Here is a 14737-nt window from a genome sequence, read left to right as displayed (position 1 = left end):
CATGACGGGCACCGTGATCGCGGGGGCCGGCATCGCCGGCCTCGCCCTGGCCCTGGCGCTCGGCGCGCGCGGCCACCGGGTGCGGGTCCTGGAAAGGAGCGGACCGCCGCCGGACGGGCCGGCCGCCAAGAGCGCGGAGCTGTGGGAGCGGCCCTCCGTGCCGCAAGCCGCCCACGACCACATCCTGAACGCGCTGGGCGTGCGCGTGCTCCGCCGCCATGCACCGGCCGTCCTCGACGCCGCGCTGGCGCAAGGGGCCCGGCTCGTCGACCTCACCACCGCGGCGCCCCCGGGCCCCGGTTCCCCCGGCTCCGGCCGGGAGCCGGGGGACGAGGAGCTCGTCACGCTGCTCGTCCGCCGTCCCGTCCTGGACCTCGTGCTGCACCGGGCCGTCGAGGCCCTCCCCGGGGTGACCGTCAGCCACGGCACGACGGTCGCCGGACTCCTGTCCGCCCCGACCGGGCCGGCCGGGCACCGGGTGACGGGAGTGGTGACGGACGGCGGCGAACGGATCCCCGCCGACCTGGTGGTGGACGCGTCCGGCCGCAGGTGCGCGTCCCGGTCCTGGCTCGCCGCGGCGGGCGTCCCGGTGCCGCAGGACCTGACGGGCCCCAGCCGGCTGCACGCCTTCGGCCGCTTCTACCGGCTGCGCAGACCCCACGACCCGCCGCCGGGCCCGCTCAACCGGGGCAATGCGGCCGGCGGCATCTGGGACCACTACTCGGCGGTGCTGCACCCGGCGGACAACGACGTCTTCGCCGTCACCTTCGGCGCGCTGCCCGGCGACCGCGCGATGGCGGCCCTGCGCACGCCCGGGGGGTTCACCACCGCCTGCCGCCTCTCGCCGTTCCTGGCCCCCTGGGTCGACGAGGACGCGGCGGAGCCGCTCGGCCCGGTACGGGCCATCGCCATGCCGCCGAACGTCCTGCGCGGCGCGGCGGCCGGCCGGCAGCGCCCGGTCGCCGGACTGCTGCGGGCCGGGGACGCCGCCTGCGTCACCGATCCGATGTTCGGCCGCGGCATGTCCCTCGCGCTCGCGCACGCCTTCCGGCTCGCGGAGCTGATCGGGGAACACCCGGCGGCGGACGAGCGGTTGGGCCCGGCCGCCGCGGACCTCGCCGACCGCTTGCTGCGCCCCTGGTACGAGCTGGGGGCGCACGATTCCCGGTCCCGCGCCGAACGGTGGCGGGCCGGGACCGGAGCTCCCGCGGCCCCGGCGCCCGAGCCGCCCGGACCGGCGCCCGTTCCCGGGGCGCTGCGGACGGCCGCGCTCGCCGCGGCGGCCACCGACCGCACCGTGTGGCGGGGGCTCACCCGGATGGGGACGAGCCTGAGCACGCCCGCCGAGGTCTTCGCCGACGAGGAGTTCCTGGCCCGCGTACGGGCGGCGGCCGCAGCCCCCCGACCGGCCGGGCCGACCGGCCCCCTGCCGCCGACACCCGCCGAACTCCGGCACGCCATCGCCGCCCAGGAGAAAGGATGACGGTGCTCCCCCGCAAGAACGTCCTGCTGGCACCCGTCACGGTCACCCCCACCAAACCTCTGACCCCCAGCCACCTCAAGGGCCTGCTGTGGACCGACGTGATGTTCCGGGCCACCGCACCGCTCGCCGCCGTGACCTACCGCTACAGCCACACCACCTACCACGTCACCGAGCAGACCGTCGGCTTCTGGGAGTACCTCGACCGCACCCACGGGGAAGCCGATTACGCGCAGCTCTCCGAGGAGGAGATCGGGGACCTCTACGTCCGCTACCGCTGCGACGGGCAGCGCCAGAGCGCCGACGTCCTGCGGCCCTACCGGGACGCCGTCGAGCACGGAGGCTGGGTCCATCCCGCGAGCGAGCGGATGCTGCGGCTGTGGGCCGGGCACTACGAGCGCCTCGGCATGCACGACCCCGGCCTGCGGAAGCACCAGCCCCCCGGTCTCGGGCTGGAAGAGATGCTCGACCGGCTCGCCGCCGTGGACCTGGTCCTGGACCAGCGGCACTGCGGAGGCCCCGTCTACCTGGACCTCACCCGGTACGGAATGCCGCTGCGCCGGATCGTCACGGCTGACGGCCGCCCCAACTACCTGGCCTGCGCACTGCGCGAACTGCTGCCGCTGGTCCCCTCGTACGACGAGGTCGTCCTGCTGTACGACCGCGAGCTCGACGCGGACTACCAGCTGCTGAACCGAGTGCTGACCCGGCTGGGGCCGACGGTGCGCCGGGTGCCGATCGGCCGGGTGCCCATCGACGGCAAGATCACCTCGGCCCGGCACGGCGGCTGGCACGACCACACGGCCGGCGCGCTGCTGCGGGCCTCGGTCGAGGCCTGCGACGCGGACGGCGCCGGTGAGGACGCCGTCGGCGCGCTGCGGCTCGGCATGCGCCTGTACTTCATCGCGACCCTCGGCCCTGGGCAGCAGCAGTCCTTCCGCCACGACCTGCTGCGCCACTGCCTCGCCGTGGCCGCCCGGCTCCTCAAGCGGTCCGCGGCCGCCGCCGCGTCCGGTGCGGGCGGGCTGGTCGACGCGCTGGACCGGCACCGGCGGGGCCACGCGTACGTCGACCCCTACCGGTTGGCCTGCTCGCTCCTGGGCAAGGGGCGGCCCGCCCCCGATCCCGGTCTGCTGTCGGCGGTGTTCCTGTGACCGGCTCCTCCGACCCGGCTGCGGCCGCGGCCCTCGCACCGCACCCGCCCTTCCCGCCGTCCTTCCCGCTGTCCTCGGCGGCCCTGCTCAAGTCGGCCGCGGACCGCGTGCGCTCGGCCCGCCCGGAGCTCGCGGACCGGCTCGACCTGTCCAGCGCGCAGGCCCTGCGCGCCGCCCGGGCCGAGTTCCGCGGCGGGAGCGCCGGCGAGGACGACGAGGTGCTCGCCGTGGTCGTCATCGGCCGGCTCGACCTGCCCCGGTGGGTGCGCGAGACGTGCGCCTTCGCCCTCGGCCTGGAACCCGGGGCGCGGGACGCGTGGCGGCGCTCCTTCACCCGTACCGTCTACCTGGCCGGCAGCCCGGCCAACCTGCGGGACCGCTTCGCCTTCGACCACGTCGCCGGCGACGACTCGGTGGCCTGGGCCGGACCTGCGCCCGCCGCGGCGACGGCCACGCTGCGCCGGCTGCTGAAGGCCTTCGAGGCCTCGCACGAGCCGGCCGGTCGGGCGTCGGCCACCGTGACCGTGCCCGGCCGTCCGGGGGCGCGGCCCCCGGTCCGCCGTGACCTGTACGTCGCCACCGCCCGGGTGACCGTCACCGACGCGCTCGTACACGTCAACCACCTGCTGGCCGAAGCCGTCCTGGACGGGCTGATCGGTCCCGGAGACCGGCTGACGCTGCGGTTCGTGCCGCGTCTGACCGGCCTGGGCGCGCAGTTGGCCGTGCTGCGCGTCGACACCGACGTCCACCGCCCGGACGAACTCCAGGCCTATGCCGGCCTGACCACGGAGGTCTGACATGCCGTTCCCCCGCACCACCGCGCTGCGCCCCGTCCGCCTCGGCGTGCACGGCTCCACGCACCTGGCGTCCCGTCTCGTCGCGGCCGCCGGCCACCCGCCGACGGCGGTGGAGTACGTCCCGTACGAGGTCACCGAACCGTTCGGCCCGCTGCGCGCCGGACGGGCTGACATCATGATCGTCAAGTACGACCCGCTGGAGCCGGACATCGCCGTGAGCGGTCCCGTCGGCTTCGACGGGCGGGCCGTCCTCGTCGCGGACCACCATCCCCTGGCCGGCCGCACCTCGGTTTCGGTCGAGGAAGTCGCGCAGTACGAGGGCTTCCGGTGCCCCGGCGACTTCCCGCCCCACGTCTGGGACCTGGTGGTGCCGCCGCGGACCCCCGGGGGCCGTACGATCCGCCGGGTCCATCCGATGACGACGCTCACCGCGATGGCGGACCTGCTCAGGAGCACCTGCGCGGTCCACGTGTCGTTCCGGTCCCTGGACGCGGTCGTCCCGCCGGACATCAAGGTCGTCCCGGTGCACGACCTGCCGCCCTCGCCGGTGGCCTTCGGCTGGCTCCGGGAGTGCGAACCACCGGAGCACGTACGGCGGTTCGTCGCCGACGCGGAACGGGCGGCGCGGCGATGAGCGCGGACCCCGGCGCGGACCAGGGCGCCGGCCGCCTCCCGGTCGTCCTGCTGCACGCCCTGCCCCTGGACTCGTCCATGTGGGAGGCGACGGCCCGCGAGCTGCGCGCCCGCGGCCACCGCGTCCTCACCCCCGACCAGTGCGGTTTCGGCTCCGCGCCGGCCACGGACCGCGCCCCGTCGCTCGATCACGTGGCCGACGAACTGGCCCGTGAGCTCGACCGGCAGGGCATCGGCGCCGTCGCCCTCGCCGGCTGCTCCATGGGCGGCTACGTGGCCATGGCCTTCCTGCGCCGCCACCCCCGCCGCGTCGGCGCGCTGGCCCTGCTGGCGGCCAGGAGCACCGCCGACACCGCGGAGGCGGCCGGGCAGCGCCTGCGCTTCGCCGAAGCGGTCCTCGACGATGCCGCGCGCGCCCGGATCGTCACCGCGACGACGCCGTCGCTGCTGGGCGCGACCACCCGCGCCCGCCGGCCCCTGCTGCTGGAGCGGGTGACCGGGCTGGCGCTGGCGGCCCCGCCGCGGTCCGTCGCCTGGGCCCAGCGGGCGATCGCGGCCCGTACGGACTCCACGGCCGCCCTGCGCGCGGCCGAGGTGCCCGCCGTGGTCGTCATCGGCGCCGAGGACGAACTCGTCTCCCTCGACGAGGCCTGTGCGACGGCCGAGGAGCTGCCGAACGGCCGTCTCGTCGCCCTTCCGGGGGTCGGCCACCTCGCTCCACTGGAAGCGCCGGAGGCGACCGCGGAGATCCTCACGGGCCTGCTCGCCCAGGCGCAGATCACGGCCGGGGCTGGGGTCGCGGCATGCTGACCGCGGATCACGCGGGGTGGGGGTACACGACGTCCACCGGACTGGCGTTCACCCACGAGGAGATCGTGGACCCGCACTTCGACGCCTGCGCCGCGTACTACCGGGACGCCCTGGACGGCGTCGGCATCGAGCGCGGCTGGCACGTGTTGGACGCGGGCTGCGGCAGCGGCGCCTTCCTGCCCCTGATCGCTGACCGCGTCGGCGCGCGGGGCCGGGTCTCGGCCGTCGACCTGGCTCCGGAGAGCGCGGAACGCGCCGCCGCGCGGATGCGGGACCACCCCGCGGCCGTACCGGTGGAGGTGCGCCAGGGCAGCGTCCTCGACCTGCCGTACGCGGACGGCACGTTCGACGCCGTCTGGTGCGCGAACACGACGCAGTACCTCGACGACGGGGAACTGGCGCGGGCGCTGACGGAGCTGCGCCGGGTCACCAGGCCCGGCGGGCTCGTCGCGGTCAAGGACGTGGACGGTTCGCTGAGCACCGTGCGCCCGGCGGACCCCTTCCTGATCACCGACTTCTTCCGGGCGTCCGCCAGGACTCCCGGGTACGCCCGCCAGCTCCTCAGGGGCCGTGACCTGTACCGCCGGCTGCGCGCGGCCGGACTGACGGCGGTCCACCAACGCACGATCCTCATGGAACACCACGCTCCGCTGAACCCGTCCGCCCTGCGGTTCTACGGGAACGCCTGCGCGCGGTTCGCCCGGCAGGCGGCCGTCGAGGGCATCGCGGGCGACTGGGCGGCCTTCCTCGACCCCGACGGTCCGGCCCACCCCTTGCGCGACCCGGACGGATACATCAGCGAGGGCAACGTCATCGCGATCGGCACGGTGCCCGCGGGCCCGTGCCCCACACCTTTCGAATCGACGGAAACCAACGGACAGGAACAGGGACGGACACCATGAACGCCTCACGGAGCACCACCGAAATGACCCGCCGCGCCACGCTCACCGGCGGCGCCCTCGTCGGCATCGGCCTTGCCGAGGGCCTGCTGGCCCCGACCCCGGCGGCGGCCGCCGCAGCCACCGGCGACAACGCCCGCTACGAGCGCGGACTGGCCGTCCTGCACGAGACCTCGGGCGAGCGCGGCGCGGCGGTGGTCGAGTCACTCAAAGACATCGCCCCGGACCTCGGGCGCTACGTCGTCGAGTTCGCGTACGGCGACGTCTACGCCCGGCCGGGCCTCGATCTGCGCGAGCGGGAGCTGTCGACGGTCGCGGCGCTGACCGCCCAGGGCGACACCGCGCCGCAGCTGAACTTCCACATCGACGCGGCGCTGCACGTCGGGGTGCGCCCCGAGGAGGTCATCGAGGCCCTGATCCACCTCGTGCCCTTCATCGGCTTCCCCCGGGTACTCAACGCGGTCGGCGTCGCCCGTACGGTCTTCGCCGACCGGGGCGTCACCTTCGAGCCGCCGGTCATGAACGATTCGCGCGACCGCTATCTGCGCGGAACCGAGAAGCTGGTGGAGATCGACGGTCACCACGGCCTTGAGGTGATCGAGTCGCTCAAGGACATCGCCCCGGACCTCGGCCGGTTCATCGTCGAATTCACCTTCGGTGACGTCTATCAGCGTCCGTGGCTGACGCCGAGGCGCCGCCAGCTCGTCACCGTCGCCGCGCTGACGGCGTTCGGTGACACCGCCCCCCAGCTGCGCGTTCACATCGGGGCCGCGCTGAACGTCGGCCTCAGTGCGGCACAGGTCGTGGAGACGCTGATCCACGTGGTGCCGTACGTCGGATTCCCGCGGGCGCTGAATGCCATCGCGGTGGCCCGTGAGGTGTTCGAGAAGCGCAAGACGTCGGCGCTCTAGGAAGCCGCCCCCTTTACCGAAGGGAATGCAATCACTGTGGGAACGGAAATCGCGGCGGACTTCGCGACGCTGGGCGAGGAATTCACCAGGAATCCCCATCCGGTGTACGCCGCGCTCCGCGCCCGGGGTCCGGTGCACCGGATCCGGGTGCCCGAGGGTGCGCAGGCCTGGCTCGTCGTCGGCCACGCGGCGTGCCGGGCCGCGCTCACCGAGCCCACCCTGTCGAAGTCGTGGAAGGACGCCTCGCCCGCGCTGCCGCTGGCCCGGCTCTCCGCGGGCGAGAACCTGCTGAGCTCGAACCCGCCGGACCACACCCGGCTGCGGGGGCTCGTGGCCAGGGAGTTCACGCCCCGCCGCGTCGAGGCGCTCGCTCCGAGGGTACGGGCACTGACGGGCGAGCTCCTCGACGCCATGCTCGCCCGGCCCACCGGGGAGGCCGACCTCGTCGAGGCCCTCGCGTTCCCCCTGGCCATGGGCATCATCTGCGAGCTGCTCGGGGTGCCCTCCCTCGACCGTGCCGCGTTCCGCGACTGGGCCGAACAGGCCCTGAGCAGCCCGGACCGGGACACCAGGACGGCCGCGACGGCGGCGATGACGCGGTACCTCGTCGCCATGGTGGACGACCTGCGCACGCGGCCCCGCGAGGACCTGATGAGCGCCCTGGTCCGCACCACCGACGAGGACGGCGACCGGCTCTCCGCAGACGAACTCATCGGCATGGCCTGGCTGCTGCTCGTCACCGGTTTCGAGACCACCGCCCATCTGATCGCGACGGGGGTCCTCGCCCTGCTCCGGCACCCCGACCAGCTCGCCGCTCTGCGCGCCGATCCCTCGCTCATCGACAACGCGGTCGAGGAGATGCTGCGGTACGAGGGGCCGGTCGAGACCACCACGTACCGCTTCACCACCGGGCCGACGGAGATCGCCGGCGAGGTGATCCCGGGAGGCGGCGAACTGGTGCTGGTCGCACTCGCCGACGCGGACCGGGACCCGGCGCGGTTCCCCGATCCGGACCGCTTCGACATCCGTCGCGCTGCGGGCGGCCACATCGCCTTCGGCCACGGCATCCACTACTGCCTGGGTGCCCCGCTGGCCCGGCTCCAGGCCCGAACGGCGATCGCGGCGCTCCTGGAGCGCTGTCCCGCCCTGTCCTTGAACGCCGACCCCGCGAACCTCGCCTGGCGCACGGGCCTCCTCATCCGCGGCCCCCGCCACCTGCCCGTACGCTGGCTGCCCTGAGTCCGGGAAGGTGTGGGAGGCACCGCAGCATGTGAAATCTTCACCTTCCGGTGGTGACCGGGGCACTGTCCTGCGATCACCGGATCCTCGCAGAATCGTCGTGAACGGATCGAACCCGCGCCACGACGACGCAGAGGGAACCAACCGCCATGACCAGCATTTCGGCCAACGCCCGTATCAACCCCGGCACCGGCTCGGCACCGCTGCCCGCCCGCTCCTCGGAGCCGGGCCTGGTGATCGAGAACCTCGACGCCCTGCCCGACACCGCGTACGCCCTGTTCACCGTCTGCAGCCGGACGCAGGTCACGGGCCCGGCGACGCCGATCGCCGGACGGCTGGGAGCATGAGCGCTGCCGAGCCCCAGCGGCCCGGCACGCCGCCGACGGCACGGCCGGCGGCCGGCGACACGCTGGTGGGGTTCAAGTCCCACCTGCGGCCGACGGTCGTCCCCGGCGACGCCGCCTACCTGGTGTCGCGGCGCGGGGTGACCGCCCTGAGCGGGAGCGGGGCGGAGGTCCTCGTACCGCTGCTCGACGGGACCCGGACCGTCGGGGCGGTCCGCCAGGAGGCTTCACGGATCCTGGGCGACCAGGACACCGAGGCGGCCCTCCGCTCCCTGGCCGACGCCGGGTTGATCCGCTCCACCGCCCCGGCCGCCGTGTCCGCGGACGCCGGGGCGGTGGCTCCGCGCAGCGCCGAGGCCGAGGCGTACTGGGACCTGGCCGGGCTGGACGGCGGGCTGGCCGCCGCCGGCCTGGCCCGGGCCCGCGTCGCGATCGAGGCGCTCCCCGGCCTGGACCCGGTGCCGGTGGCCGAGGCCTGCCGGGCGTCCGGCGTCCCGGTCACCGACGACCCCCGCGCCGCCGACCTGGTGCTCGTCCTGTGCGACGACTACCTCTCCCCGCAACTGGCCGCCGTGGACGCCGCCCACCGCGCCGCCGGCCGGCCGTGGGTGCTCGCCAAGCTGTGCGGGACGGACCCCTGGGTCGGCCCGTTCTTCGTGCCCGGCTCCGGCCCCTGCTGGCACTGCCTGGCCGTGCGGCTGCGCGGCCACCGCCACTCCGAGGTGCCGGTCCGGCGCGCGCTGGGCCTGGACGGCCCCGTACCGCGGCCGGCCGCCGGGCTGGCGGCCGGGACGGCGCTCGCCGTCAACCTCGCCGTGCTGGAGAGCGCGAAGTGGCTGGCCGGGCTGCGCGATCCGGAGCAGGGGCACGTCCGCACCTTCGACACGCTGCGCCTGCGCACCGCCAGCCACCCGGTGGGCCGACGTCCGCAGTGCGCGGCCTGCGGGGACCCCGGCCTGGTGGCCCGCCGGACCGGGGAGCCGTTCGTCCCCGTGTCGCGGCCCAAGGCGGCGGCGACCGGGGGCGGGGACCGCGCCCTGACGGCGGCGCAGATGCTGCGGACGCACGGGCACCTCGTGGACCCGGTGACCGGGGTGGTCAAGGAGATCCGCAGGGCCTCCGGTACGCCCGGCTTCGTCCACGCGTACACCTCCGGGCACAACCTGGCCATGGAGTCGGCGTCGTTCGCCGGCCTCAGCTCCGGTCTTCGGGCGCTCAGCGGCGGAAAGGGCCGCACCGAGGAGGAGGCGCGCACCAGTGCGCTGTGCGAGGCGGTCGAGCGCTACAGCGGTACGCGGCAGGGCGACGAGCCGGTCGTACGCGACTCCCTGCGGGGCCTGGGCAAGGACGCCGTGCACCCCAACGACTGCCAGCTCTACAGCGCCCGCCAGTACGCGGAGCGGGAGCGGTGGAACGCGCGGCACTCCCGGTTCCACTACGTGTCCGCGCCGTTCGACGAGGACCGCCCCACCGACTGGACCCCGGTGTGGTCGTTGACCGAAGGCGTCCAGCGGCTGCTGCCGACCTCGATGCTGTACTTCGGGCGGGGCGCGGCTTCCCACGACGAACCGTGGGCCGACTCCAACGGCAACGCGGCGGGCAGCAGCCCCGAGGACGCGCTGGTGCAGGGCTTCTTGGAGCTGGTGGAGCGGGACGCGGTGGCCCTGTGGTGGTACAACCGCACCCGGCAGCCCGGGGTGGACCTGTCTTCCTTCGAGGACGAGTGGATCGAGCGGTTCCGCCATGGGCTGCGCCGGATGAACCGGGAGGTGTGGGCGCTCGACCTCACCTCCGACCTGGGCGTTCCGGTGTTCGCGGCGCTGTCGCGGCGTACCGACAAGCCCGCGGAGGATGTGGTCTTCGGCTTCGGCGCGCACTTCGACCCGCGGGTGGCGCTGGGCCGGGCCATGTCGGAGCTGGGGCAACTGCTGCCGGTGGTCGGCGATGTACGGACGGACGGCACCGGTTACCGGATCACCGATCCGGAGCCCCTGTCGTGGTGGCGCGGGGCCACCGTCGCCAACCAGCCATATCTCGGGGCCGATCCGATGACCGAGTCCCGGACACGGGCCCACTGGCCTTCGGTCCGCAACGCGGATCTACTGGATGACGTGCACATGATCACAGAGATGGTCCGGACCAACGGGATGGATCTGCTGGTGCTCGACCAGAGCCGACCTGACCTCAATATTCCCGTGACGAAAGTGGTCGTACCAGGACTGCGGCATTTCTGGGCGAGGTTCGGGCCCGGCCGGCTCTTCGACGTTCCGGTGCACCTCGGGCGGCTGGCCGAAGCCACTCCGTACGACCAGCTCAACCCCGTTCCACTGTTCGTGTGAGCGATCGAATCACGCCTCTCGGTCACACCCCTCGCCTATGCTCACACCTGGCATGTAACACAGAAACACCAAAGGGGGATTGACATGCCTGGCCGCCTCAAGTCCTCGGATGGACCGTCGGAGGCGGTCCTGGTCGAGGGCATTCTGCGACGTAGCCGGGACTTACCCGCGCCCCGGATGGCCCAGGTCATCCTGATCGCCGCGCTCCTCTGCTACGTCGGCATCACCGCCCTGAACATCCTCAGCGCCGGAGTCGAAGGACCCGCCCTGGCCGCCGCCCTGGGCTGCCTGGGCGCGGTCTTCGCCCTCCAGCTGCTGCACTCCCGGACGAGCACCCAGCACGTGCCCGTCACCCGCAGGGCGATGACCTTGGGAGCCCAGGCCGCCTTCACCTACCTGCCGCTGTTCGCCCTGAAATCGCAGTGGGGCGCGATGGCGGGCTTCCTCGCGGGCTCCCTGCTGCTGCTCCTGCCGCCGCGCCTGGGCTGGATCCTGTACGGGCTCGTGGGCATCAGCATGCTCGTGCCCCCGCTACAGGAGGGCCGGCCCGTGCTCGACAGCATCTACCTGGTGCAGACGACCCTACTGACCGGGCTGGTGACGTTCGGCCTCACCCGGCTGTCCGAGCTGGTCCGCGTCCTGCACGCGAGCCGCGGTGAACTCACCCGCGCCGCGGTCACCCGCGAACGCCTGCGCTTCGCCCGCGACTTGCACGACCTGCTCGGGTACAGCCTGTCCGCGATCCAACTCAAGGGCGAACTCATCCACCGCCTGATCCCGGCCCATCCGGCCCGGGCCATGGGCGAGATCGAGGACGTACTGGCCATCTCCCGCCAATCATTGGCCGACGTGCGCCGGGTGGCGAGCGGGTACCGGGACATGTCGCTGGAGGAAGAGATCGCCTCGGCCCGGTCCGTACTGGGCGCCGCCGAGGTCGAAGCGGTGACCGACATCCGCATGGGCGACGTCAGTTCCCCGGTGGACACGGTGCTGGCCACCGTGCTCAGGGAGGCCGTCACGAACGTGCTGCGCCACAGCCGGGCCGCGCACTGCGAGATCACCGCCGTCGAGCAGGACGGGCTGATGACGCTGTCGGTCACCAACGACGGCGTCACCGAGGGGTACCGCGACAGCTCGCCGCACAGCGGTAGCGGCCTGGGCAACCTGGGACTGCGCGTTCGGGCGGTGGGCGGCGAACTGACGGTCAACAGGGGCCCCGGCAACGTGTTCCGGCTGGTCGCGCGGGTGCCGGCGCACGGGGACGTCGATCCAGACCTGGACGAGTCCACGGAGGGCGAACGCACGTGGCTCGTCGCCTGAACTGACGGTGCACCAAGCCGTCCGGAAGCCGGAACCGGGCGAGTTGCTATGATCTGTTGAACAAGATCGACCGCGCGGACGGGGGGCTCGTCACGGTGATCAGGATCCTGTTGGCCGAAGACATGAACATGGTGCGCGGAGCGCTCGTCGCCCTGCTCGACCTGGAGGACGACCTGGAGGTCGTCAGCGAACTCTCGCGCGGCGACGAAATCCTGGCCGCCGCCCTGGACGTCCGGCCGGACATCGCGATCATCGACATCGACCTCCCCGGGCTCGACGGGCTGAGCGCCGCGATGCAGATCCACGAACACCTCCCGGAATGCCGGACGCTGATGCTCACCAGCCTCGGCCGCCCCGGCACCCTGCGCAGGGCCCTGGCGGCCCAGGTCTCCGGCTACCTCCTCAAGGACGACTCCCCGAAGGAACTGGCCAGCGCCATCCGCCGGGTGGTGGCCGGCCAGCGGGTCATCGACTCCAAGCTGGCCGTGGCCGCGTGGAACGGCCTGGAGAGCCCGCTGACCGACCGCGAGACCGAGGTGCTGCGCATGGCCGCCCAGGGGTCGGAGGCCACCGAGATCGCCGGGGAGCTCCACCTGTCCACCGGGACCGTGCGCAACTACCTGACGACCGTCGTGATGAAACTGAAGGCTCGCAACCGCGTCGACGCCATCCGCATCGCCCGCGACGCGGGCTGGCTGGTCTAAACGTACATTCGAGTGGACTTGGGCCCCGGCTGCCTGCCATACGGCGGCATCAGCAGGGCGCCCTCGTAACGTCGCGCGGAAAGACACCCCACCTGGGAGCACCAGATGACGTCGACCGCGACACCGAGGTTCTCCGTTTTCACGCCCAGCCACCGGCCTCGTTTCCTCGACGAGTGCCTGGCGACCCTACAGGCGCAGACCTGTCAGGACTGGGAGTGGATCGTCTTGCTCAACAACGGCGCCCGATGGCGGCCGGAGCGGCCCGACGACCGGGTCCGCGTGGTGATCGCGGACGAGGTCCAGGGCGTCGGAGCGGCCAAGCGCAGGGCCTGCGAACTCGCGCGCGGCGAGATCCTCGTGGAACTCGACCACGACGACCTGCTGGCGAAGGCGTGCCTGGCGGAGCTCGGCACGGCGTTCGACGAGCACCCCGGGGCCGTCTTCGTCTACAGCAACACCGCGCAGATCACCGAGGACGGCAGCCGCGACGACAGCCGTTGGGACGCATCGTGCGGCTGGCAGTACGAGGAGGTGGAGGTCGACGGCCGCAAGCTGCAGCAGATCATCTCGATGGCGCCGACCCCGCACAACGTCTCCTACATCTGGTACGCGCCCAACCACGTACGGGCCTTCCGCAAGGAGAGCTACGAGCAGGCCGGCGGGTACGACGCCGCGCGGACGGTCCTGGACGACCAGGACCTGATGTGCCGCCTCTTCCACATCGGGGACTTCCACCACATCAACCGCTGCCTGTACCTCCAGCGCGTGCACCCCGCGAACACCCAGAGCGACCCGGAGATCAACGCGCACATCCAGCGCGAGACGGTCGTCCTGTACGACAAGTACGTCGAGGCCAACGCCCTCGCGTGGACCCAGCGGCGCGGACTGCTCGCGCTGGACCTCGGCGCGGCCCACCGCAAGCCGCCCGGCTACCTGGGCGTCGACCAGTACCCGGGCGAGGGCGTCGATATCGTCGCGACGCTGCCCGGGAAGCTGGACCTGCCCGACGGCTCCGTGGGCGTGATGCGGGCGGTGGACTTCCTGGAGCACGTGCCCTCGAAGGTGCCGCTGATCAACGAGCTGTACCGACTGTTGGCACCGGGCGCAATGCTGATCACCATGACGCCCAGCTCCGACGGGCGCGGTGCGTACCAGGACCCGACGCACGTCGCGTACTACAACGAGAACTCGTTCTGGTACTACACGGACGAGCAGTACCGCGCCTTCGTGCCGACGATCGAAGCCAAGTTCCAGTCGTCGCGGCTGGTCACCTACTTCCCGACCGAGTGGCACTCCAAGAACGACATCTCGTACGTCGTCGCCAACCTCATCGCGATGAAGGAGGGCGCCGCACGGTGCGGCGGACCGCTGCTGGTCTAGGCGCGGACCACACACGACGGTGCCCTGGGGCCGACGCCCCGGGGCACCGTCGTTCAAGCAGAAAGGGACGTCACGGCGTCACGTCGGCGCACACCACGTAGGCGGTGATGTCCTGGGCCGTCGTGGCTTCGGCCTGCCATCCGTTGGGAGGGGTGCCCACGGGGCGGCTGGTGCGGACGTTACCGGTGGCCGTCAGGAGGCCGCCGCCGGTGGCGCGGTCACCCGTCTCGCACGTGGCGATCACGCTGCCATCGTCGTCCGACGCGGTGTTGACGTAGGTGACCAGCCCGACGGACGCACCCTGGTAGCCCTGGGGGCCCTGAGCACCGTCGCGGCCCGGCCTGCCGTCGTGGCCCGGCCTCCCCGGCCGGCCCTGGGGGCCGCGCTGGCCGCCGTGGTCGTCATCACCCATGACGCCGGACGGGCCGGGCAGTGCGACAGCGGTGTCGGTGCCGGACCGGTGGATCGCGTCGGCGATGGCCGTCGTGGCCGGGACGACGTTGAGCGCCACGGCGAGCACACCGGCCGAGACCATGGTGGCGGACTTCAGGCGTCTGGTTCGGATCGTTCGATGACTCAAGAGAACCGTCCTCACGGGACTTGGAGGTGTCACGCCCGCAAGCGCGCGCCTCGGGCTACGAACGAAGCCATTGTTGACGTTTTGTGCCCAAATGATCACTTTGTGACTCATGTCGCGGCGCCGATCACCCGCGCGGCCCCCCTCCTC

Annotated in this window: 14 protein-coding genes; 13 read left to right on the top strand and 1 reads right to left on the bottom strand. The window is 73.0% G+C overall.

Annotated features, from left to right (window positions below; all coding sequences use genetic code 11):
• The first annotated feature begins 1 nt into the window (after nt 1).
• From OHA65_RS25475 to OHA65_RS25415, 13 genes are all read left to right on the top strand, one after another.
• The gene (locus tag OHA65_RS25475) at nt 2-1483 is read left to right on the top strand and encodes a hypothetical protein (protein WP_328763705.1); all 1482 of its coding nucleotides are present in this window, start codon (nt 2-4) and stop codon (nt 1481-1483) included.
• Entirely contained in the window at nt 1480-2634 is a 1155-nt protein-coding gene (locus tag OHA65_RS25470; protein WP_327285437.1) for a hypothetical protein, read from the top strand. Before OHA65_RS25475 ends, OHA65_RS25470 begins: the two co-directional genes overlap by 4 nt.
• Nucleotides 2631-3431 carry a DUF6182 family protein gene (locus tag OHA65_RS25465; RefSeq protein WP_328763702.1) on the top strand — a complete coding sequence of 267 codons (801 nt, stop codon included), beginning with the start codon at nt 2631-2633 and terminating at the stop codon, nt 3429-3431. Before OHA65_RS25470 ends, OHA65_RS25465 begins: the two co-directional genes overlap by 4 nt.
• Before the next feature lies 1 nt (nt 3432).
• On the top strand, nt 3433-4065 hold the full coding sequence (locus OHA65_RS25460; RefSeq protein WP_327285435.1) for a LysR substrate-binding domain-containing protein: 633 nt from the start codon (nt 3433-3435) through the stop codon (nt 4063-4065).
• A complete protein-coding gene (locus OHA65_RS25455; RefSeq protein WP_327285434.1) occupies nt 4062-4874 on the top strand; it encodes an alpha/beta hydrolase in 813 nt (270 codons plus the stop codon). Before OHA65_RS25460 ends, OHA65_RS25455 begins: the two co-directional genes overlap by 4 nt.
• The gene (locus tag OHA65_RS25450) at nt 4868-5776 is read left to right on the top strand and encodes a class I SAM-dependent methyltransferase (protein ID WP_405756708.1); all 909 of its coding nucleotides are present in this window, start codon (nt 4868-4870) and stop codon (nt 5774-5776) included. The genes OHA65_RS25455 and OHA65_RS25450 overlap by 7 nt, the downstream gene beginning before the upstream one ends.
• The gene (locus tag OHA65_RS25445) at nt 5773-6684 is read left to right on the top strand and encodes a carboxymuconolactone decarboxylase family protein (protein WP_327285432.1); all 912 of its coding nucleotides are present in this window, start codon (nt 5773-5775) and stop codon (nt 6682-6684) included. Before OHA65_RS25450 ends, OHA65_RS25445 begins: the two co-directional genes overlap by 4 nt.
• A gap of 36 nt (nt 6685-6720) precedes the next feature.
• A complete protein-coding gene (locus OHA65_RS25440; RefSeq protein WP_328763697.1) occupies nt 6721-7923 on the top strand; it encodes a cytochrome P450 in 1203 nt (400 codons plus the stop codon).
• A 149-nt stretch (nt 7924-8072) separates the two neighbouring features.
• Complete coding sequence (locus OHA65_RS25435) at nt 8073-8270, top strand: hypothetical protein (RefSeq protein ID WP_327285430.1); 198 nt, start codon at nt 8073-8075, stop codon at nt 8268-8270.
• Nucleotides 8267-10606: a TOMM precursor leader peptide-binding protein gene (locus OHA65_RS25430; RefSeq protein WP_328763695.1), complete on the top strand. Its 2340-nt coding sequence runs from the start codon at nt 8267-8269 to the stop codon at nt 10604-10606. The genes OHA65_RS25435 and OHA65_RS25430 overlap by 4 nt, the downstream gene beginning before the upstream one ends.
• Before the next feature lie 177 nt (nt 10607-10783).
• Nucleotides 10784-11926 carry a histidine kinase gene (locus OHA65_RS25425; RefSeq protein ID WP_327285428.1) on the top strand — a complete coding sequence of 381 codons (1143 nt, stop codon included), beginning with the start codon at nt 10784-10786 and terminating at the stop codon, nt 11924-11926.
• A 95-nt stretch (nt 11927-12021) separates the two neighbouring features.
• Nucleotides 12022-12630 carry a DNA-binding response regulator gene (locus OHA65_RS25420; RefSeq protein WP_082410840.1) on the top strand — a complete coding sequence of 203 codons (609 nt, stop codon included), beginning with the start codon at nt 12022-12024 and terminating at the stop codon, nt 12628-12630.
• Between the two features lie 105 nt (nt 12631-12735).
• Nucleotides 12736-14010, top strand: coding sequence for a glycosyltransferase (locus tag OHA65_RS25415; RefSeq protein ID WP_327285427.1), 1275 nt, complete (start codon nt 12736-12738; stop codon nt 14008-14010).
• A 70-nt stretch (nt 14011-14080) separates the two neighbouring features.
• On the opposite strand, the gene OHA65_RS25410 is transcribed toward OHA65_RS25415, so the two are convergent.
• Nucleotides 14081-14590: a hypothetical protein gene (locus OHA65_RS25410; RefSeq protein WP_328763692.1), complete on the bottom strand. Its 510-nt coding sequence runs from the start codon at nt 14588-14590 to the stop codon at nt 14081-14083.
• Nucleotides 14591-14737: the final 147 nt, after the last annotated feature.

This window comes from Streptomyces sp. NBC_00045, from assembly GCF_045041095.1.
Lineage (GTDB): Bacteria > Actinomycetota > Actinomycetes > Streptomycetales > Streptomycetaceae > Streptomyces.
This window is presented reverse-complemented; position numbering and strand designations above follow the sequence as displayed.

Excerpts from the sequence above, each read along its gene's own strand:
- OHA65_RS25475 (WP_328763705.1), top strand. The coding sequence starts at position 2 with ATGACGGGCACCGTGATCGCGGGGGCCGGCATCGCCGGCCTCGCCCTG.
- OHA65_RS25470 (WP_327285437.1), top strand. The coding sequence starts at position 1,480 with ATGACGGTGCTCCCCCGCAAGAACGTCCTGCTGGCACCCGTCACGGTC.
- OHA65_RS25460 (WP_327285435.1), top strand. The coding sequence starts at position 3,433 with ATGCCGTTCCCCCGCACCACCGCGCTGCGCCCCGTCCGCCTCGGCGTG.
- OHA65_RS25455 (WP_327285434.1), top strand. The coding sequence starts at position 4,062 with ATGAGCGCGGACCCCGGCGCGGACCAGGGCGCCGGCCGCCTCCCGGTC.
- OHA65_RS25450 (WP_405756708.1), top strand. The coding sequence starts at position 4,868 with ATGCTGACCGCGGATCACGCGGGGTGGGGGTACACGACGTCCACCGGA.
- OHA65_RS25445 (WP_327285432.1), top strand. The coding sequence starts at position 5,773 with ATGAACGCCTCACGGAGCACCACCGAAATGACCCGCCGCGCCACGCTC.
- OHA65_RS25435 (WP_327285430.1), top strand. The coding sequence starts at position 8,073 with ATGACCAGCATTTCGGCCAACGCCCGTATCAACCCCGGCACCGGCTCG.
- OHA65_RS25430 (WP_328763695.1), top strand. The coding sequence starts at position 8,267 with ATGAGCGCTGCCGAGCCCCAGCGGCCCGGCACGCCGCCGACGGCACGG.
- OHA65_RS25425 (WP_327285428.1), top strand. The coding sequence starts at position 10,784 with ATGGCCCAGGTCATCCTGATCGCCGCGCTCCTCTGCTACGTCGGCATC.
- OHA65_RS25415 (WP_327285427.1), top strand. The coding sequence starts at position 12,736 with ATGACGTCGACCGCGACACCGAGGTTCTCCGTTTTCACGCCCAGCCAC.